Below are 20,593 nucleotides of genomic sequence, written 5' to 3' on the forward strand. Positions count from 1 at the left end.
CGCGGATGCCGCCAGTCGGCGCCTTGCGTATAAGTCCACCAGTTGTAGTGATTGCGCAGATCCACGCGCTTCTCAGGCTTCGCGAACACCACCGAGGACGGCGCCAGCATCTCGGGCAGCGCGCCCGGATAGTCGTCGGGATTGGCGGGGCGCTCGGCGGACGTGATGTGGCCGGTGGCGTCGACGAAGCGCTGGAAGTCGGCGTTCGTCACCGCATGACGATCGATCCAGAATCCGCGCACGCGGACCTTGTGCGCGGGCGCTTCCTCGGGATAGTGATGATTCGAGCCCATCAGGAACGTGCCGCCTTCGATACGGACCATGCCTGGCGACGCAGCGTGCGAGGGGGCGTCACAGGCGTCGTTGATCGCTTCGGGTGCGGTGTGGATCATGGGCAGTCAGGGTGGGCGGCAGGGTGTGGAATCGCATGGGCGCGGACGGTGAAACGTTGGTGTCGGCGTTGGCGTCTGCATTGGCGTCGGCGAGCAAGGCATGCGGCGTACCGGCTTGCAGTATTGGAGCGCCGCCGCGGTTTCGCTATCGGTAGATGGGGCAACGGCATTGCCCCTGAGGGCAATCGGCAGGCGGGGCGCGCGCTTTGCTATAACTTTCGCATCGACGTATGCAAACCGCTGACGGTTACGCGATGTCTGCGCTTTTACGCAATGGGATTGCCCCGCATCCTATGGCGCGTCGCCGGGCCTTGTGCGGACGCGAGGCGCTAGTTCGGCGGCATCGACTGCTGGAGGCTAAGCAGGTTTTGCGGCACGACGCGAATCAGACCGCCACGCGGACTGTCGATATCCGCGATCAGCGACAGTGACAGCGACACGGTGATCGGCAAGACGAACAGCAGCACGCGCCGTCCATTTTTACCGCGCACGCCATAGCCCTGCATCAGGTTGCTGAAGAAGGCGATCGCCATCATCAACGCCCACGCCGAAACCGGAATGCGATTGAGCCACGCGGCCTGCGTATAACCCTGCGTATTGATCACGTCGTTCATGCCCCCGACCGCGAGCGCGGTGATGGGCGTGGGCCGCGCCTCGGCGGCCTCGCGCACGGTGTCCCACAACTGGCCCTGAAGCGCCATGGTTTTGCTGTTGAGCACGTCGAGTTCGTGCGCGTTGCGCGTGCGATAAAACACGATGCGCAATTCCAGATACTGGGCCAGCAGCGCTTTGGCTTTTGCCGAACCGGGTGTGCCCAGCAGGTCGGCGCGCAGATATTCGGTGCCGATCGCATTGGCTTCTTCTTCCTCGTAATTCTTGCGCTGGTCGTAACGGCTGACCGCCATCGAAAGCGTAAAGCCGATTAACAGCGCAAGCAGCGTGAGCGTGGCGCCCTGAATGACGTTGTAGTTATCGCGCGCGTCATCCGAGAGCGGCAGGACACGCTGCATCACGATCGCGCCGAGTGCCGCGCCAGTCGAAAGCAGCACGATCAGCAGGATGAACAGGTATGCGGGATGATGAACGAGCTGAGTCATTTGGGATCCGAATGAATAGCGATGAATGCCGCCCTGATATGCTCCGTGCCGATCGATCTTAACGTGAACCATGGCGTCAACGCGTTGCCCCAAACCCTGAGTCAAACCGCGCTTTCGCGAGCGGAGGCAGGGCGGGCCGGTTTGCAATCGCACGCATCATGCGCTGTTGCGATCGGTTGAATGAATGCACGGATCGTTGACTCAATTGAATGAATGCCACGCAGCGCGCCAGGCGAATTCATTGCGGAATGAATCGATTATTTTCGTTCTGATCAGTCTGAAACCACATGGTCTCGTAAATTGCTATAACGGCTTACATGCGTTCGATTCGTGTCATGCGAGTCGCGCAGAGGTGTCAAGGAGCGGTATCAGGGAGCCACGAAATCCGACCCAAAAATACGGATGAATTGGCGAAGACGGAGTGATGTCGTGAATAGCGATTCCATCAGGACGATTCACGTTGTCGAAGACGATGCATCCATGCGATCGGCGTTGAAAAGACTCCTGAGCAGTGCAGGTTATGCGGTCCAGACGTATGCCTCCGCCGGCGAATTTCTGGTGAGCGAGCCCGAAGCGTGGCGTGGCTGTCTGCTGCTCGATCTGGAACTCGGCGGCCCGAGCGGGCTGGATCTTCAGCAGGCGCTGCGGCGTCAGCCACGCGCGATGCCGGTCGTGTTCATGAGCGGCTACAGCGATGTGCCGCGTACCGTGCAGGCGATGAAAGCGGGTGCCGTGGATTTCCTCGTCAAGCCCTTCGAGCGGCAGGCGTTGCTGGACGCGCTCGACGCCGCATTCAGCACGGATGCGCACGCGGACGCGCCGTTGCCGAACGAGGCGGCACCGGGCGTGAGCCTCGGCGAGCGAGAGCGGACGGTGTTGAAAGGGATCGTCGCGGGGCGGCGCAACAAGCAGATCGCGGCGGAACTCGGACTTTCGGAGCGCACCATCAAGAGCTGTCGGGCGCAACTCATGCGCAAATTTAGCGCGGGCTCGTTCGCGGAGTTGCTAAGGCACGCCGAAGCGGTATCGCTCGCGGCGTGATGTTGGTTCGTCGTATCCCGCTGTCCAGCAACTCGCACAAGCGGAGGCCAGCGCGCGGCGCGGTTCGCCACCGTGAGGCGACGACGACGCCTTTGCGCGTCGACACGAGCATGCGCGGCATGTGAAAGACAAGCGCTCTGCCCGACATTGCCCGAAAGGGAAATGGGATTGCCCCAAATCCCTATGGCATGGTGCGCGTCATATAGACAACGATGATCGAATGGTTGGAATCAGCCGGACTCGTTCAGCGATTTCGCCCCTTGTATTGCGTGCGAAACGCTGAGTATCGGGTCGGGGAGCAAGGCATTGCCCTAAGTCCCTATGGCGTCAGCCTCACGCTCGCATGACACTTCGGCATCGATTATCTGGACGACGACGCATGAACGCGGAGCCACTCTCGATCGTGATTATCGAGGACGACACGGGCCTGTGCCGCGCCATCGAGCGCCTGTTCCGCCACTCGGGATTCGTCACGCGTTCGTTTCAAAGCGCGGAGGAGGCGGGGGCATACGATTGCGCGCTGGCCGCGCGTTGCCTCATTGTCGACGTGCAGCTTCCGGGCACGTCGGGGCCTGCGTTTTATGAAGCGTTGCAGTCGCCGCGTCCGCCCGTCGTGTTCATCACGGCGTACGATGCGCCGGTCACGCGGCAGGCCGTGGCGAGGGCGGGTCAGCATGCGTTGCTGACCAAGCCTTTTCTGGGCGCGGCGCTGCTGGATGCCGTCGGCGAGGCGACGCGCAGCCAGCCTTGAAGGTCGACGATTGACGGTGCCTGGATTTTCCATTAATCGGCCGCGACATTGCGCCGGGATGATCGGCACGCAGACTGGATTGGGAGCGACGCGTTGAGCGAGCGAGACGAACGGGATAAGCGACACAAGCGACACAAGCGAACCAGGTGGCTGGCGTGGTGCGCAATCGCGATTCTCGCATCGTCCATGATGGGAACCGCCTGCGCTGACGAATCGCCGATAGCGTCAGGTGGCGCGAAGCCGTCGTCCGTTGTGCGCGTCGCCATCGCGCCGGTCGCCCCCTTCGTGCTGCCGCAAACGAAGACGCCCGAAGGCTTCAGTATCGATATCTGGAACGAGATCGCGCGCCGTATTCGCCGCGATTTCACGTGGGTGCCGGTCGCCACGCAAGCCAACGTGCTCCCGACCGTCGAGCAAGGCAACGCGGATCTCGCGATATCCGCCATCACCATGACGCCCGAGCGCGAGCGCCAGGTCGATTTTTCGATTCCTTATTTCGATGCGGGCTTGCAGATCATGGTGCGCGCGCGCAACGATAGTTCTTTCCTGAGCACCATCTGGTCGGTTCCGTGGCGGGCGATGGGGCAGTTCGCGGCGATCAGCGCGGCGATCGTTTTCGTGCTGGCCAATCTCGTCTGGCTGGTCGAGCGAAAACGCGATCGCAATTTCCAGAAGCCTTATTGGCGGGCGATTGGAGAGGGCCTCTGGATCACGATGCTGATTATCGCAACGGGCGAGCACGGCGAACGCGATGAACCGGGCCTGTGGAAACGCGTACTCGTGCCCGCCATGTGGTTGATCGGCGTGGTGCTGGTGGCCCAGTTCACGGCGACGGTGACGTCTTCGCAGACGGTGGCGCGCCTGCAATCGAACATACGGGGTCCTGACGATCTGCCGGGGAAATTGATCGGCTCGGTGCCGGGCACCGTCGCCGCCGACTATCTCACCGAGCGAGGGCTGCCGTTCGTCAGCATGAACACCGCCGATGATGGTTTCCGGCTGCTGATGCACGGCGACATCCAGGCCATCGTCTACGATGCGCCGACTTTGCAGTACTGGAGCGGGCGGCTGGGCAGCGGCACGCTCGCCGTGGTGGGACCAGTGTTCCGGCCGGAGAAATATGGCATTGCCTTACCCAACGGCAGCCCGTTGCGCAAGGCGATCAACGAGGCGTTGCTGTCCATGTATGAAGACGGGACGTACGAACTGATTCAGAAGAAGTGGTTCGCGTCGGGGAGCTAGTCCGCTGGACGCCGTGCATGGCTTGCCCCAAATCTCTCTGAGCGCATCGTCAGCGCGATCATCCCAACACGCAGAGCCTACTGAAGCGTCTCCTGCAGATACTTGTGGACGAACGCAATCGCCATGCTGCCCTCGCCAACGGCCGACGCGACCCGCTTGATGGGGCTCAGCCGCACATCGCCGCAGGCAAATATGCCAGGCGTGCTCGTTTCGAGCAGATAAGGATCTCGCGTGTGCGCCCAGCGTCCCGCCTTGACGACATCGTCGCCGGTCAAGACATAGCCGCGTGCGTTACGCGCAATGCCTTCCGGCAGCCAACCCGTCTCCGCATCCGCGCCGATGAAAACAAACAAGCCTCCGCAATCGTGCCGGGTGACGTTCGCGCTCGCTTTGTCGACGATGTCGATAGCGCCCAGATGGGTTTCGCCATACGCGCCCACCACTTCGGCCTGCAACCTGACCTCGACATTCGACTTTCGGGCGAGTTGTTCGACCAGATAGCGGGACATGCTGTTCTCCAGCGCGTCGCCGCGCACCACGAGCGTCACCTGCCGCGCGTGGCCGGAAAAGTAGAGCGCGGCTTGTCCGGCCGAGTTGCCGCCGCCGATCAGATACACGTCCAGGCCATGCGTCGCGCTGGCTTCATTGCGCGACGCGCCGTAATAAATGCCTCGGCCGATGAAGCGGTCGAAGCCTTCGATGGCCAGTCGCCGCCACGTGACGCCGGTCGCAAGAATGAGCGTGCGCGCGCCGACGACATCGCCGCCGTCGAGGTGCACTTGCCGCGATCCGACATCGATGCCCGCCACGGCGCGCGTCACCAGAATCTCCGCGCCGAGCCGCTTCGCCTGTAGCAGTGCGCGGTTGGCGAGTTCGTCGCCGGACACACCGTTTGGGAATCCCAGGTAATTTTCAATGCGCGACGACGTGCCAGCCTGTCCGCCCGGCGCCTCGCGTTCGACCACGATCGTTCGCAAGCCTTCGGACGCGCCATACACCGCCGCGGCGAGGCCCGCGGGTCCGCCGCCGATGATCACCGCGTCGTATTCGTCGATGAGCGGTTTCGTCTGAAGACCGAGGCGCTCGGCGAGTTCGCGTATCGCGGGCCGATTGAGGAGCGTGCCGTCGGCGAGGCGCAGCGCCGGGCATTCCTGCTCCGATGGACATTGACCGGGCCAGCGCGTGCTCAGTTCGGACGCATCGGGCGCCATCCAGTCACAGCTGATCTGATTGCGTTCGAGGAACTGGCGCAACTCCGTGCACGCCGGGTCCCATCGCGCGCCGACTATAGTCACGCGCGGCTTGGGCGGTTCAGCGGAAAGGCCCTGCAAGCCGCCGATGCGCTCGCGTGCGAGCGCGCCCATCTTCACCGCGACTTCCGGCGACGCCGCCGCGAGCGCGTAATAGTGCGACGCGTCCACGCGCATGACGCGCGACGGCTCCGCGGCTCGATAAGCGCCCGGAAACGGCGAACTCAGGGCGAGCGGCACCTCGCCAAAGATGGTTCCGGGCAAGCGCCATCCCAGCGTGCGCTCGACGCCGTCGAACAATTTGATGACTTCGATCTTGCCGCTGAGCACGGCATAGAGCGCGCGCTCCGCACCCTCATGGACCGCGAATTCGCCACTGCTAAGCTGCAGGTCGGCCGATGTGTGCGCGAGATGTTCGAGTTCGGTGTCGCCGAGCGTCGAGAAGAGGGGGATGGCGCGGAGGTCGTCAGTGGTCAGCATGATTCGTCATCCCTGGCAGGCAATGAATCACAGTGCGCGAAGTGATGTGCACGCTTGAAGTGCATGCACGAACGGTGCACATGAACTGCACGCCGACGCGCCGGGCGAGATCGCGCCCAGCCGGAGTGCGCGATCGAAACCAGTATAGGTTAGGCGGCCGCGCCCGCCTAACCTGTTGCCGCTTGCGTCGCTCGCCTGCTTTATCCGCAGGTCCCAATCTCTCCGCACGCGGTGCAGAAGTCGCAGCCGTCACGGCGAATCACGGCATTCGCGCCGCACGATCCGCATTTGCGTCCGAGCATCGCGTGCGGCGCGGCGAGCGCGGCGTCGGCGGGCAGCGCATTCGGGCCGTCGAGCACCTGATCGCCCGCGCGTGCTGCACGGCCTTCATCCGCGAGAGGCGAGGCGTTGCCGTGACGCGCTTCGGCGCGCCGCTGCGCGAGCAGACGCGAGGGCACTTGCCGTCCCTCCGCATCGAGAAAGCCGCGCCGATGCAGGATCTGCTGGATCGCGTAGGCGATCGCCGCGACTTCCGAGTCGTGCCACAGCGGCGTGCGCTTGCCGTCGAGGCGCTGCGTCTCGCCGTAACGCACCTGGCCGCGATCCCACGACACCTTGCGCAAGTCCTGCAGATTGCGCGCGACGAAGCCGCCGCGCGCCGCGAGCGACAGTGAGCGCATGGTCGCCGTGATCCATTGCTGCGACTCGTCGCGCTGCCCGACGGGAATGAAGAACTCGATAGGCCGCTCGATCGTCACCGGTTCGCTGCCCACCTGGCCCGTCACTTCGAGGAACGACACGGCCACGTAGAGCGAGACCTTGCCCGTCTGCGTGAGGTATTCGATCTTCTCGATCACGGCGGGCAATTCGCCCTTGGGCCGATGATCGATCGCCACGCGCAGCGGATCGAGCAGCGCGTCGCTTTGCGCGTCGTCGAGCGAGTCGGCGGCCGTGGGCGTGACTTGAAGCACCGCGCCGAGCGTCTCGTTCGGACGATAGGTCGCGAGCCCCTTGAGTCCGCGCCGCCACGCATCGAGATAGAGGTTTTCGAAGTCTTCGAACGGGTAATCGGCGGGCACGTTCACGGTTTTCGAAATCGACGTGTCCACGTAAGGCTGCACCGCCGCCATCATCTGCACGTGATCCTGCGCGCTCATTTGCAGCGCGCTCACGAAGTAGTCGGGCAGCGCGTTCGCATCGCCGGCGTCTCCAACGAGTTCGCGATACACGCGCCACGCGTGGTCTTCGACCGCGAAGGTTTCGCTGCCGCCGTCGGCCATGCGGCGCGTGCGCTGATAGGTCCACGAAAACGCGGGCTCGATGCCGTTCGAGACGTTGTCGGCGAACGCGAGACTCACTGTGCCGGTCGGGGCGATCGACAACAGATGGCTGTTGCGGATGCCGTGCACGCGGATCTCGTCTTGCAGCGCGTCGGACAGGCGCGACGCGAAGGTGCCGGGCGCGAGGTAGGTGCTCGCGTCGAACAACGGAAACGCGCCGCGCTCGCGCGCGAGTTCGACCGAGGCCGCGTAGGCGGCGTCGCGCATCGTGCGCCCGACGCGAGCGCCGAACGCGCAGCCTTCCTCGCTGTTGTAGCGGATGCCGAGCATCACGAGCGTGTCGCCGAGTCCCGTGAAGCCCACGCCGATGCGCCGCTTGGCGGCGGCTTCGGCCTGCTGCTCGGGCAGCGGCCAGAGCGTGACGTCGAGCACGTCGTCGAGAAAACGCACCTGCGTGGCGGTGCGCGCGGCGAGCGCGTCCCAGTCGAAGTTGTGGTCGGCGGCGCTGGCGCTCGCGTGTTTCGCGCCGCGCAACTGCGCGAACGGCGCCTTCACGAAGCGCGTGAGATCGAGCGGCCCGAGATTGCAGCAGCCATACGGCGGCAAGGGCTGCTCGCCACACGGATTGGTCGCGCGGATCGTCTCCTGCGCGCGCAGGTTGTTGTCCTCGTTCATGCGCGAGATGAACACCACGCCGGGCTCGGCCACGTCGTAGGTCGAGCGCATGATGGTGTCCCAGAGATCGCGCGCGCGTTTCTCCGCGTAGATCCAGAGGCCGTCGTCGCGCTGCTTGAGGTCGCCTGCTGCGCGCAGCGCGGGCGAGGGCGCGGCGCGATGCACGAGCTGCCAGATGTCGTCGTTTTCGACGGCGCGCATGAACGCGTCGGTCACCGCCACCGACACGTTGAAGTTGTTCCAGCGTCCCTTCGAATGCTTCGCCTCGATGAACTCGGGCAGGTCCGGGTGATCGCAGTCGAGCACGGCCATCTGCGCGCCGCGCCGCGAGCCGGCGCTCTCGACGGTGCGGCACGAGGCGTCGAATACGTCGATATAGCTGCACGGTCCCGAGGCGCTCGATCCCGTCGATTTGACCAGCGCGCCGCGCGGACGGATCGCCGAAAAGTTGTAGCCCACGCCGCCGCCGCGCCGCATGGTTTCGGCGGCCTGCAACAACGCGACGTAGATGCCGGGACGGCCTTCGGCGTCGATGCCCTGAATGCTGTCGCCGACGGGCTGCACGAAGCAGTTGATGAGCGTCGATTCGATGGCCGTGCCCGCCGCGCTCATGATGCGGCCCGCGCCCAGCGCGCCGTTGCGCAGGTTGTCGACGAAGCGCGCCTCGATCTCGGCGCGCAGCGCGGGCGGCTCGGCCTGGGCGACGCCGCGCGCGACGCGGCGATAGATGTCGTCGGCGGTCTGCTCGTCGCCCTTGGCGTATTTTTCGAGCATCACGTCGAGCGAGAACGGCTGCGGAGCGGGGCGATCTGCGTGGGAAAGCGGGGGCGTGTTTTCTGCCATGACCGGGTCCTTTCGGGGCGTCGCGGCGTGCCGGGCGGCGCGGTGGTTGCACGAAGTTTGCGCGAAGTTTGCGCGGAAGTCGCGCGGCGGCAGGCCGGTTCTGGCGATCCCGTCTGGACTGGCCGGGACCGGCGCCGCATCGCTTCATCGAGAACTGCACATGGCTTCCACCTTACCGCAGCGGCGGCGCGCGTGCGCAGCGTCAGCGCGCCGCGGGTGGCGTCGGTCGAGGGCTCGGCGAGGGCGCGCGCGGTTACACTGGCTGACACTAAAAAGCCGCCACAACGAGGAGCAACGATGACGGAGACGACCGCGCCCAGCGTGATCTACCGCGACCATGTGCGCGCGGAATGGGTCGATTACAACGGCCATTTGCGCGACGCGTTCTACATGCTGATCTACAGCTTCGCGACCGATGCGCTGCTCGACGCGATCGGGCTCGACGCGGCGCAGCGCGAGGCGCGCGGGCGTTCGATGTACACGCTGGAAGCGCATCTGAACTACGTGCGGGAGATCAAGGAGGGCACGCCGGTGCGCGTGGAGGTCTCGGTGCTGGAGCACGACGCCAAGCGCGTGCGGGTGTATCTGGAGATGTTCGCGCAGGAGGCGCTGGTGTCGGCGAGCGAGCAGGTGTTGCTGCACGTCGATCGCGCGGGTCCGCGCGCGGCGCCCTTCGATGCCGACGTGCTCGCGCGCGTGGCTGCGCTGCGCGGCGAGTCGGTGGGGCGGGTGGCGCGTTACGCCGGGCGGTCCATCTCGCTCGCGCCGGGGGCGGCCGCGGTCTCGTCCTGAGATGCGGCGCCGCAGCACGCGGCGGGGCGAGGCGGGTTTGGCCTCAGAGCGCGCTTGTGTGGCCGGAACGCGGTGTTGGCGAATGGCGCGAGTGACGCCTGGCCGATTCGTCGATCACTGCACGATTGCGACGCAATCGTTCAGCGATTGTTACGAGAAAGTCTGCTAATCGCTTTTTGCCGCCTGGGCCGGCCGGGATGCGCTCGCGCCGTTTCCGGCGACTTGCGGTCCGCTCAGGCCGCTTCGCTGAACGGCACGTTGGCCACGAGGTCGCCGAATACTTCCGCGGCGATCATCACCGAGGCGTTCAGCGGAGCCGGCCGTTCAGCCGGCTTGTACACCGCGTCGCCACGGCGGATCTTGCGGCGCGACACGGCGCAGGTTCCCGAAGTATGCGCCGAACGGCGTCGCCAGCGCTGCTCGCCATAGTGGCAGCGGCCGGGTTCGACCCAGCGGATGACGAGCGCTGAATCCGTCTGCTCGAGGATTTCAATGCGTTCACCGTTGGCACCGTCAAGCGCGAGACACGCCTTCTTTTTCATTGTCGGCTCCGTGAGTGGGATGCCGCGAATGTAGTCCTCTGCGACGCCAAGTGCCATTGTGTCGGCGTTGAAACACCATTCCAAAATCGGCAACAATTGCCCTGCGACACCATGCAGATAACGAAGGAATGGGGGTTTGCGGGCGATCAAAGTCTGACATCTCGAATTTGTGCAACGCAGTGTTGTGCGTGGCGCGACATCGAAATGGTCTGGTGAGGCGGGGTTGGAACGCCGGGGCGGCGTATGAATCTGATCGAATGCGGCGCTGAATGGCCGTGCAGATTTCGTCTTTCGGTCTGTCGCCCTTATGCTGGCGGCTTGTTGCGGCGCGCTTTTATGCGCGTCTTTATGCGTTCTGTTTAGACTTTTTGCCGCTCGCGGCGCCGGTATGGCCAGCAAGGCCGACCGAGCCGTCCTGTCGAATTGCCCCGAGGTTACATGATTCATCGCCCGCCTGCTCCGAACTCCGCAAACGAGCAAAAAATCCAGCGCGCCGCGTCGGCCGCCCTGTACGCCGCGCTCGTCCTGGTCGCGCTCTGGGTCGTGCGCGAATTCGTGCCCGCCGTCGCGTGGGCGGGCGTCGTCGCCATCGTGCTGTGGCCGGCCTACCAGGCCGTCGAGCGTCACCGCCTGTTCAAGGGCCGCACGACCTCGCTCGCCACCGTGCTGACGCTGGCCGTCGCGCTGCTGGTCGTCCTGCCGATCACCATCACGGCGATCCAGGCGGGCGGCGAGGCGCACGATCTCTACCTGTGGGTGCACGCCGCCCAGGAAAACGGCGTGCCGGTGCCCGACGTCGTCGCGCGTCTGCCGTTCGGCAGCCATCAGGTCAGCGACTGGTGGCAGGCGAATCTGGCGCAGCCGCTCAAGACCTCGCCCGCGATGAAGAACCTGCACGGCGACACCATCGTCTCGTTCGGACGCCACTTCGGCGCGCGCGCCGTGCATGCCTCCGTGACGTTCGGCTTCATGCTCGTCACGCTGTTCGTGATCTTTCAGGCGGGCCCGCGCCTGTCGGGCACGGTGATGCGCGGTGCGCGCCGCGCGTTCGGCGCGGACGGTGCGCAACTGCTCCAGCGCATGGCCGCCGCCGTGCGCGCGACGGTCACGGGGCTCGTGGTGGTCGGGCTCGGCGAGGGCGTGCTGCTGGGCATCGGCTATCTGTTCGGCGGCGTGCCGCATGCGGCGCTGCTCGGCACCGTGACGGCAGTCGCGGCCATGCTGCCGTTCTGCGCGCCCGTGGTGTTCTGCCTCGCGGCGCTCTGGCTCGTGGTGCAGGGCTCGGTGGTCGCGGCGGTGTCGCTGGCGGTCTGGGGCTTCGTGGTGGTGTTCGTCGCCGAGCATTTCGTGCGGCCCGTGCTGATCGGCAATTCCACGCGTCTGCCGTTTCTGCTCGTGCTGTTCGGCATACTCGGCGGCGCGACGACGTTCGGGCTGATCGGCATCTTCATCGGCCCGGCGCTGATGACCGTGCTGATGGTGCTGTGGGCGAACTGGGCGGAGTGAGGTCGGGAGGCGCGTGGACGCGAGGTTCACGCGCCGGATTCGCGGATCGCGCCGCCGGCGTCCTCAGTGTACGCAGGCGAGCGCGTATTTGAGCGCGGCGGGCAGCAGCTGCCGCCAGACCGGCCAGACGTGGCCGCCGTCGACGATGCGTAGCGCCGCCGGATTGCCCGCCTCGCGCAAACGCGTATAAAGCAGCGACGATTCGGCCTGGATCACGAGGTCGTCGTCGCCCGAGGCGATGAAGAAGGGCACGCGCCACGGCCGTCCGAAATAGCCGTTCCACAGCGCCGGATAGTTGAGCGTACGCCAGATGTGCGCATCGAACTGGTGCTCGCCGAACACGCCCACGCGCCGCGCCGACGAGGACGGCGGCGGCTCGCCCGAATAGACCGCGGGCGAGAGCAGCAGCGCGCCGCAGAACATGTCGGGATGCTCGAGCGTGTAGCGCAGCGCGCCGAATCCGCCCATCGAGACGCCGCCGATCGCGCGGCCGCCGCGTTCGTCCGCGACCGCGAAATGCGCCTCGATCTCGGGCATCAGGTCGTTGAAGAACGCCGTCTCCATCTTTTCCTTGCGATCGACGTACCAGTCGGTGCCGCCTTGCGGCATCACGATCACGACGGGCGGAATCTCGTGGCGCGCGATCAGCGTGTCGGCGGCGGTTTGCAGGTCGCCCTGGGTGATCCAGTCCATCGCGTCGCCGTTGTTGCCGTGCAGGAGATAGAGCACCGGATAGCGCGCGGCGTCGGCGTGATAGCCGCTCGGCAGATAGACCAAGTAAGGCCAGTCGCGATTGAGCGCCGCCGCGTGGAAGGTGCGCGCCGCGATCGTGCTGGCCGCCGCGAGGCTCGGCCTGGCGGCGAGCGCCACGAAGGTGAACGCCGATGCCAGCGCGACCAAACCTGCTGAGGCCGCCGCGCGCGCGACGGCGTGCATGAAGCTGCGCGCGGTGTTGTGCGAACGGCTTCGGTTTGCGCGAGGTGTGGTGCTTCGTGTCGCGGCAAGGCGCGGATTGGACGACGGATCGAGCGGCGGATCGAGCGGCGAGCCGGACGGCGCGGGGCAAAGGGAGCTGCGCATGGCGGAAAGCGGGTGTCGAGGGCACGCCGTCGGCGCGGGGTCATCATGCTAGCAGCGCCGCGCGCGGCCAGGAAGCGGACGATTTTGCGGACGACCGAGTGGGCGACTGAGTGGGCGATTTTCGCGTGAAGTTTGGGGCTCGGGCGCACTCGGTCTCGCCGCGCGCGCCCGAGCCTTCGCGCGCGTCAGGCCGACGCCTTCGCGCGCGAGGGCAGCAGCCGTTTGAGCGGATCGGCGGCACGCACGACCACGAACAGCGCGGTGAGCGCGACGGCGTCGGCGGTCAGGCCGAGCGGCACGTCGAGATAGCCGTCGGTGTACCAGTAGAGCACCGAGTCGACGGTCAGCGAGATCACCGCGCCCGCCACGAACGACAGCATGCCCTTGCGGCCCACGAGGCCCACCCACGGCAGCCAGGTCGCGAGACGCCTCGCCCAGCCGAGCCGGATCAGGTGCGCGACGAGCCACGCGATGCCGAAGAAGTTCAGCGCGCGGAACCACGCGAGATTGCGCTTGAAGTCGCCGTCGAGCGGCGTGTTGCCGAGTTGCAGCCGATAGATGGCCGCCGCCGCGACCACGGCGAGCGCGAACATCGTCACGAGCGTGCCGAGCTTCGGCCGCGCGGTCACGTTCTGGAACACCGGCTGCGCCTGCGCGATCACGCCGGCCATGAACATCAGTTGCCAGCCGAACGGGTTGAAGTCCCAGTGCACGTCCTCGACGTGCGGCAGATACGGCGCGAAATGCGGCGCGACGCCCCACAGCGCGAGGCTGATCGCCGCGAGCAGCCAGGGCCGCGTGCGCGCGAGCGGCAGCGCGAGCGGCGCGGCCAGCGCGAAGCACGCGTACATCGGCAGGACGCCCGCGAGATAGGGCTGGCGGCGCAGCAGCACGATGTCGCGCAGCGCGGCGCCGGGCGCGAGCATGAGATCGTCGAGATCGGTGGTCGCGAGGTTGGGGGCGTCGACGTTCAGGGCGGTCAGGATGGCCGTGACGAGCAGCATCAGCAGCGCCGTGACCACGAACGCGCGATAGATCTCGAAGGCGCGCTTGACGAAGCGCTGGCGCGCGGCGGCCTCGGTGCGGCGCGCGCAGAGCGCGGCCCACGCGGTGGCCGTGGCGTAGCCGCCGAGGAAGACGAACACTTCGGCGGCGTCGCAGAGCGCGTAGGCGTGCAGCGTTACGCGCGAAATGATGCTGCCGCCGATGTGATCGACGACGATGATGAGCAGAACGAGTCCGCGAAAGAAGTCGAGTTCGACGAGACGATTGGAAGACTGTGACATGGATCCGGCGCCAGCCGGAGACGTCGCGCGGGTGGGCCGGACCGGCCGGACGGCGCGCACGGCCGGGCTGGCGCATGCAAAAAATGGGTGCTGCGTATCAGGCTTTGCGGCTCTGCGAACAGGGCATAGGGCGCGGCGCAAGCTGCGGCAATCTGCCATTGCGCCGATTCAAAACCGGCGGCCAGTGGCGAAATCCCGGGAGCGCTGCGCGCCGGTCCGCAAACGCCGGTCCGCAAACGCTGGTCCGCAAACGCTGGTCCGTAAAACTGGGCAGTTTCGCGATGGTGCAGGCCGGGGGGCGCGGCGATTCGCGAGTCCCAGGAAAAGACCTGATGGACGTCTCAGGGTTCCCGTGACAGGCATGCCGACGCGCAATGGAGGCAATACTACCTTAATTTTCAAAGGGCTTTCGGCGTGCAAGCCAGTTCAAGTTCTCGTTTTTGCTGCCGATATGTCGAAGAGATTACACCGTGAACTGGCGCTATTTGTGCGCCCCAATTGTCTGCGCAAATGGCCCTGAAGGCCGTCTGACGGGCATGGGCGGCGAGATGGCCGTCGATTCCAGGCGCAACGGCGGCAGCGTTGGCCGGGCCTGGCTGGGGGAGTTGTATCAGAGGTATCAGAGTGTTGTCGCGCGACTGATATATGTGAAACGCGCTTTACAATGCCGGGTGCTTCGAGCTGGACGCTATTTTGCCGCAGTGCGGGTTTTGTGCGACGGTTATAGCGTTTTGCTTGAAGAAGCACGTAATTTGAATGCAGAAGGGAGCGGGCTGGGCGCGAGCGTCCGGGGCTGGCCAGGAGAGGCGGGAGCGCGCAACGACGCAGCAAACCGCACGATGCCACCCGGGCGACGCGAGCCGCCGCGCAGCACAAGGAGCTAAAAAACATGTTCGAGGATCGTACCGGTCAGTGGACCCACGGTCTGTCGCGTTTGCGTGCCGGCATCGCCGGCGTCGGTCTGGCCGTCTTGCTGGCCGCCTGCGCGAACGTCGATCAGCAGCAGACGCCGCCGGAGTCGCAGCCGCAGCCCGACCCGTCGGCTTCGGCCGCGCCTGCGTCCGACGCGGCGGCCAGCGCGGCGCAAGCCGCCGCCAGCGCGCCGGTCACACGCGTCGTCACGAAGACCACCTACGTGCGCGTGCGTCGTGGCGACACGCTGCAGCGCATCGCGTCGAACCACAGCGTCTCGGTCAGGGACCTGTCGGCGTGGAACCGTCTGAAGCCGAATAGCCGCCTGCGCGCGGGCCAGTCGCTGAAGATCGTCTCGAAGCAGACGATCACGGTGCAGGCCGCCGCGCCGGGCAAGGCCGCGCCCGCGAACACCGCGCAAAGCCGCGCCGTGGCCGCCGAGGTGGCGCGTCATGCGAACAGCGTGACGCTGGTCTGGCCCGCGCAGGGCCGCGTGATCGAGCCGTTCGCGCCGGGTACGACGCGCGGCATCGAGATCGCCGGGAAGGCGGGCGATCCGGTGCTCGCCGCCGCCGACGGCAAGGTGATGTACGCGGGCACCGGCCTCAACGAGTACGGCAGCCTCATCATCGTCCAGCACAACAAGGACTTTCTGACGGCGTATTCGCATAACCGCCGCCTGCTGGTGAAGACCGGCGACACGGTGCATCAGGGCCAGCAGATCGCTGAAATGGGCAACGAGAACAACGACCGCGTGGCGGTGCTGTTCGAGGTGCGCCGCGACGGCAAGCCGGTCGATCCGATGCCGTATCTGCCGACGCAGAAGAGTTGAGATCGCGACGCGCGCGCTGTGCGGGCCTCGCTGGAAAACGAAAAACCGCCCTGACGCTACATCGCGTCAGGGCGGTTTTTTTCGTCATGGCGGACAGTGCGCCCGCCGATGACCGTTCGCCGGTGATCGTTGCCAGGCGCGCGGCTTAAAACGCGTCGCCGGGCACCCGCACCCAGCCTTCCATCAGCACGCGTGCGCTGCGGCTCATGATGGCCTTCGTGACGCACCATTCGCCGTCCTGCTGGCTGGCTTCGGCGCCGACGCGCAGCGTGCCCGACGGATGGCCGAAGCGCACCGCGCTGCGCTCGCCGCCGCCCGCTGCGAGATTCACGAGCGTGCCCGGAATGGCCGCCGCGGTGCCGATGGCCACGGCCGCCGTGCCCATCATGGCGTGATGCAGCTTGCCCATCGACATCGCGCGCACGAGTAGATCGACGTCGCCGGTTTCGACGCGCTTGCCGCTCGACGCCGTGTACGCCGCCGGCTTCGCGACGAAGGCGATCTTCGGCGTGTGCTGGCGCGTAGCGATCTCGTCGAGATGCTTGATGAGGCCCATGCGCAATGCGCCGTGCCCGCGGATGGTCTCGAACTTCTTCAGCGCCTCGGCGTCGCTGTTGATCGCGTCCTGCAATTCCGTGCCCGTGTAGCCGATGGCTTCGGCGTTCACGAAGATGGTGGGAATGCCCGCGTTGATCATGGTGGCCTTGAGCGTGCCGACGCCGGGCACTTCGAGGTCGTCGACGAGATGGCCGGTGGGGAACATCGCGCCGCCCGCGCCTTCTTCCTCGGCGGCGGGATCGAGGAATTCGAGCTGCACTTCGGCGGCGGGGAAGGTCACGCCGTCGAGTTCGAAGTCACCGGTTTCCTGCACCTGGCCGTTCGTGATGGGCACGTGCGCGACGATGGTTTTACCGATATTGGCTTGCCAGATGCGCACGACCGCGACGCCGTTGTCGGGCACGCGCGCGGGGTCGACGAGACCGCCGCTGATCGCGAACGGACCGACCGCCGCCGAGAGGTTGCCGCAGTTGCCGCTCCAGTCGACGAAGGCTTTGTCGATGGCGACCTGGCCGAACAGATAGTCGACGTCGTGACCGGGGCGCTCACTCTTCGCGACGATCACGGTCTTGCTCGTGCTGGAGGTGGCGCCGCCCATGCCGTCGATCTGTTTGCCGTAGGGGTCGGGGCTGCCGATCACGCGCATCAGCAGTTTGTCGCGCGCGACGCCCGGCTGCTGTGCGGCAGCGGGCAGGTCTTGAAGGCGGAAGAACACGCCTTTGCTGGTGCCCCCGCGCAGGTAGGTGGCGGGAATCTTGATCTGGGGTTGATGGCTCATAAAAATCCCGTGTCAACAATTTACCCCCCTCTCCCAGGGGAGAGGGGCAGGGGGAGTGGAGGGAGTGGGGGGGAGTGGCGAAAGTGGCGACAGCGCACGCCGTTCACGAACCGTCATCAATATCACCTCCAACACCGCCTCGGTGTTCCGCAATATCTCATCGTTCCAGAACCGCAGCACGGTATAGCCACGGCTACGCAACGAGGCATCGCGCACAGCATCGTCGACGCTGCCGTTGTGCTGTCCGCCATCCGCTTCGATGGCGACACGCGCACCGCAATGCGCGAAATCCACGATATAGCGGCCGATGGGGTGCTGGCGGCGGAATTTCTCACCGCACAGGCGATGCGCGCGAAGATGACGCCAGAGCAGTTGCTCTGCCTCGGTCATGTTTTTGCGCAGATGTCTGGCGCGTTCGATTATCGTTGCGTGCCGCATTTCCCCCACTCCCCACTCCCCACTCCCCAACCCCTCTCCCACAGGGAGAGGGGCTCCGTTTGCTTCAGGCGCGCGATGATTCCAGGAAGTCTTGCGCAAAGCGCTGCAGCACGCCGCCCGCTTCGTAGATCGAGACTTCCTCCGCCGTATCCAGGCGGCACGTCACCGGCACTTCCACTCGCTCGCCGTTCTTCCGGTTGATCACCAGCGTCAGGTCGGCGCGCGGCGTGCGCTCGCCGCGCACGTCGAACGTCTCCGTGCCATCGATGCCCAGCGTCGTGCGGTTCGTGCCCGCCTTGAACTCCAGCGGCACCACGCCCATGCCGATCAGGTTCGTGCGGTGAATGCGCTCGAAGCCCTCCGCCACGATCACTTCCACGCCCGCGAGCCGCACGCCCTTGGCCGCCCAGTCGCGCGACGATCCCTGGCCGTAGTCCGCGCCCGCGATGATGATGAGCGGCTGCTTGCGATCCATGTAGGTTTCGATCGCTTCCCACATGCGCACGACCTGGCCTTCCGGTTCGATGCGCGCGAGCGAGCCCTTCTTCACCGCGCCATCGACCACGGCCATTTCGTTGACGAGCGTCGGGTTCGCGAAGGTCGCGCGCTGCGCCGTCAGGTGGTCGCCGCGGTGCGTGGCGTACGAGTTGAAATCCTCTTCGGGCAGGCCCATTTTCGCGAGGTATTCGCCCGCAGCGCTATCCAGCAGAATCGCGTTCGACGGCGACAGGTGGTCGGTCGTGATGTTGTCGCCGAGCACCGCGAGCGGACGCAGGCCGCGCAGCGTGCGCTCGCCCGCGAGCGCGCCTTCCCAGTACGGCGGGCGGCGGATATACGTGCTTTGCGCGCGCCAGTCGTAGAGCGGGTCGGTGGTTTCGCCGCTGGCCGCCGTGGCCGCGAACATCGGTTCGTACACCTTGCGGAACTGCTCGGGCTTCACGCTCTGCGCCACGATCGCGTCGATTTCCTCGTCGCTCGGCCACAGGTCTTTCAGATACACCGGCTGACCGTTCTGGTCCGTGCCGAGCGCGTCTTTCTCGATATCGAAGCGGATCGTGCCCGCAATCGCATACGCGACCACGAGCGGCGGCGACGCCAGAAACGCCTGCTTCGCGTACGGATGGATGCGGCCGTCGAAATTGCGGTTGCCCGACAGGACCGCCGTCGCGTACAGGTCGCGGTCGACGATTTCCTGCTGGATCTTCGGATCGAGCGCACCCGACATGCCGTTACACGTGGTGCACGCGAACGCGACGATGCCAAAGCCCAGCTTCTCCAGATCCGGCAGCAGCTTCGCTTCTTCCAGATACAGCTCCACCGCCTTCGATCCCGGCGCGAGCGAACTCTTCACCCACGGCTTGCGCGTGAGGCCGCGTGCGTTCGCATTGCGCGCGAGCAGCGCGGCGGCGATCACGTTGCGCGGATTGCTGGTGTTCGTGCAGCTCGTAATGGCCGCGATGATCACCGCGCCGTCGGGCATCTGGCCCGGCGTTTCTTCCCACTGGCCCGCGATGCCGCGCGCCGCGAGATCGGACGTGGGCAGGCGCTTGTGCGGATTCGACGGACCGGCCATGTTGCGCACCACGCTCGACAGATCGAACGTGAGCGTGCGCTCGTACTGCGCGTGCGCGAGCGAATCGGCCCACAGGCCCACGGTTTTCGCGTAGGTCTCGACCAGCTTCACCTGCGCTTCCTCGCGGCCCGTGAGGCGCAGGTAGGCGAGCGTCTGATCGTCGATGAAGAACATCGCGGCCGTGGCGCCGTATTCGGGCGCCATGTTCGAGATGGTCGCGCGGTCGCCGAGCGTGAGGCTCGACGCGCCCGCGCCGCGAAACTCCAGATACGCGCCCACGACCTTTTCCTTGCGCAGGAATTCGGTCAGCGCGAGCACGATGTCGGTGGCCGTGATGCCGGGCTGGCGCTTGCCCGTGAGCTCCACGCCGACGATGTCGGGCAGGCGCATCCACGAGGCGCGGCCGAGCATGACGTTTTCGGCTTCGAGGCCGCCCACGCCGATGGCGATCACGCCGAGCGCGTCCACGTGCGGCGTGTGGCTGTCGGTGCCCACGCAGGTGTCCGGGTAGGCCACGCCGTCGTGCACGCCGATCACCGGCGACATTTTCTCCAGATTGATCTGGTGCATGATGCCGTTGCCGGGCGGGATCACGTCGACGTTCTTGAAGGCCTTCTTCGTCCAGTTGATGAAGTCGAAGCGGTCTTCGTTACGGCGGTCCTCGATCGCGCGGTTCTTCTCGAACGCCTGCGGGTCGAAGCCGCCGCATTCCACGGCGAGCGAGTGGTCGACGATCAGCTGAACCGGCACGACCGGATTCACCTTGGCGGGGTCGCCGCCTTGATCGGCGATGGCGTCGCGCAGGCCCGCGAGGTCGACGAGCGCGGTCTGGCCAAGAATGTCGTGGCAGACGACGCGCGCGGGATACCACGGGAAGTCGAGGTCGCGCTTGCGTTCGACGAGCTGCGCGAGCGAGGCGTTGAGGGTGGCCGGGTCGCAGCGGCGCACGAGATTTTCGGCGAGCACGCGCGAGGTGTACGGCAGCGTGTTCCAGGCGCCGGGCTGGATGGCCTCGACGGCTTCGCGCGCGTCGAAGTAATCGAGCCGGGTGCCGGGCAGGGCTTTGCGATGGGCGGTATTCACGGCTTGGGGACCAATGGTTGGAATAAGGTTGCAGCGGCGCGCGGTGCGATGAAACCGCAGGCGTGGGGCGTTCGTGACGACTTCACTCTACGCGCACGCGCCGCTGTCTTGCAGTCGTCCGCACGGACTATGCCGTTCGGACGACTGGTGAGCACGAAGCGC

16 protein-coding genes are annotated in these 20,593 nt (G+C 66.0%); 6 read left to right on the forward strand and 10 right to left on the reverse strand.

Annotated features, from left to right (window positions below; translation table 11 throughout):
- Together U4Y88_RS25760 and U4Y88_RS25765 are read right to left on the reverse strand one after the other, a co-directional pair.
- Window positions 1–392, reverse strand: a 392-nt coding sequence (locus tag U4Y88_RS25760; RefSeq protein ID WP_321787274.1) for an SUMF1/EgtB/PvdO family nonheme iron enzyme, incomplete at its 3' end; no start/stop codon positions are given.
- Between the two features lie 329 nt (window positions 393–721).
- On the reverse strand, window positions 722–1,489 hold the full coding sequence (locus U4Y88_RS25765) for a hypothetical protein (RefSeq protein ID WP_224014598.1): 768 nt from the start codon (window positions 1,487–1,489) through the stop codon (window positions 722–724).
- Between the two features lie 330 nt (window positions 1,490–1,819).
- Between U4Y88_RS25765 and U4Y88_RS25770 the strand changes: the two genes are divergently transcribed.
- From U4Y88_RS25770 to U4Y88_RS25780, 3 genes are all read left to right on the forward strand, one after another.
- Window positions 1,820–2,530: a response regulator transcription factor gene (locus U4Y88_RS25770; RefSeq protein WP_321787276.1), complete on the forward strand. Its 711-nt coding sequence runs from the start codon at window positions 1,820–1,822 to the stop codon at window positions 2,528–2,530.
- A 379-nt stretch (window positions 2,531–2,909) separates the two neighbouring features.
- On the forward strand, window positions 2,910–3,281 hold the full coding sequence (locus U4Y88_RS25775; protein WP_224014600.1) for a response regulator transcription factor: 372 nt from the start codon (window positions 2,910–2,912) through the stop codon (window positions 3,279–3,281).
- A 93-nt stretch (window positions 3,282–3,374) separates the two neighbouring features.
- On the forward strand, window positions 3,375–4,523 hold the full coding sequence (locus U4Y88_RS25780; protein WP_321787278.1) for a transporter substrate-binding domain-containing protein: 1,149 nt from the start codon (window positions 3,375–3,377) through the stop codon (window positions 4,521–4,523).
- A gap of 77 nt (window positions 4,524–4,600) precedes the next feature.
- Here U4Y88_RS25780 and U4Y88_RS25785 read toward each other — a convergent pair whose 3' ends face one another.
- Window positions 4,601–6,253, reverse strand: a complete 1,653-nt coding sequence (locus U4Y88_RS25785) for an FAD-dependent oxidoreductase (protein ID WP_321787280.1) — start codon at window positions 6,251–6,253, stop codon at window positions 4,601–4,603.
- A gap of 200 nt (window positions 6,254–6,453) precedes the next feature.
- A complete protein-coding gene (locus U4Y88_RS25790) occupies window positions 6,454–9,051 on the reverse strand; it encodes an adenosylcobalamin-dependent ribonucleoside-diphosphate reductase (protein WP_321787282.1) in 2,598 nt (865 codons plus the stop codon).
- Window positions 9,052–9,348: 297 nt separating this feature from the next.
- Here U4Y88_RS25790 and U4Y88_RS25795 point away from each other — a divergent pair, with 297 nt between their 5' ends.
- Complete coding sequence (locus U4Y88_RS25795) at window positions 9,349–9,843, forward strand: thioesterase family protein (RefSeq protein ID WP_224014607.1); 495 nt, start codon at window positions 9,349–9,351, stop codon at window positions 9,841–9,843.
- Between the two features lie 233 nt (window positions 9,844–10,076).
- On the opposite strand, the gene U4Y88_RS25800 is transcribed toward U4Y88_RS25795, so the two are convergent.
- Entirely contained in the window at window positions 10,077–10,385 is a 309-nt protein-coding gene (locus tag U4Y88_RS25800) for a DUF3331 domain-containing protein (protein WP_205997904.1), read from the reverse strand.
- A 438-nt stretch (window positions 10,386–10,823) separates the two neighbouring features.
- Between U4Y88_RS25800 and U4Y88_RS25805 the strand changes: the two genes are divergently transcribed.
- A complete protein-coding gene (locus U4Y88_RS25805; protein ID WP_224014609.1) occupies window positions 10,824–11,891 on the forward strand; it encodes an AI-2E family transporter in 1,068 nt (355 codons plus the stop codon).
- Window positions 11,892–11,954: 63 nt separating this feature from the next.
- Here U4Y88_RS25805 and U4Y88_RS25810 read toward each other — a convergent pair whose 3' ends face one another.
- Entirely contained in the window at window positions 11,955–12,971 is a 1,017-nt protein-coding gene (locus U4Y88_RS25810; protein WP_415774500.1) for an alpha/beta hydrolase, read from the reverse strand.
- 185 nt (window positions 12,972–13,156) lie between these two features.
- Window positions 13,157–14,257, reverse strand: a complete 1,101-nt coding sequence (locus tag U4Y88_RS25815; RefSeq protein WP_321787284.1) for an OpgC domain-containing protein — start codon at window positions 14,255–14,257, stop codon at window positions 13,157–13,159.
- An 889-nt stretch (window positions 14,258–15,146) separates the two neighbouring features.
- On the opposite strand from U4Y88_RS25815, the gene U4Y88_RS25820 reads away from it, so the two are divergent.
- Window positions 15,147–16,001 carry a peptidoglycan DD-metalloendopeptidase family protein gene (locus U4Y88_RS25820; RefSeq protein WP_310630747.1) on the forward strand — a complete coding sequence of 285 codons (855 nt, stop codon included), beginning with the start codon at window positions 15,147–15,149 and terminating at the stop codon, window positions 15,999–16,001.
- 145 nt (window positions 16,002–16,146) lie between these two features.
- On the opposite strand, the gene prpF is transcribed toward U4Y88_RS25820, so the two are convergent.
- The 3 genes from prpF to acnD all read right to left on the reverse strand — a co-directional run bounded on the left by prpF (window position 16,147) and on the right by acnD (window position 20,431).
- Window positions 16,147–17,337 carry a 2-methylaconitate cis-trans isomerase PrpF gene (gene prpF, locus U4Y88_RS25825; protein WP_321787286.1) on the reverse strand — a complete coding sequence of 397 codons (1,191 nt, stop codon included), beginning with the start codon at window positions 17,335–17,337 and terminating at the stop codon, window positions 16,147–16,149.
- Between the two features lie 12 nt (window positions 17,338–17,349).
- Window positions 17,350–17,775, reverse strand: a complete 426-nt coding sequence (locus U4Y88_RS25830; RefSeq protein WP_321787288.1) for an endonuclease domain-containing protein — start codon at window positions 17,773–17,775, stop codon at window positions 17,350–17,352.
- A 64-nt stretch (window positions 17,776–17,839) separates the two neighbouring features.
- Window positions 17,840–20,431, reverse strand: coding sequence for a Fe/S-dependent 2-methylisocitrate dehydratase AcnD (acnD, locus tag U4Y88_RS25835; protein WP_310630860.1), 2,592 nt, complete (start codon window positions 20,429–20,431; stop codon window positions 17,840–17,842).
- Between the last annotated feature and the right edge of the window lie 162 nt (window positions 20,432–20,593).

This window comes from Paraburkholderia sp. J94 (genome assembly GCF_905220285.1).
In the GTDB taxonomy this organism is placed as follows: domain Bacteria; phylum Pseudomonadota; class Gammaproteobacteria; order Burkholderiales; family Burkholderiaceae; genus Paraburkholderia; species Paraburkholderia tropica_A.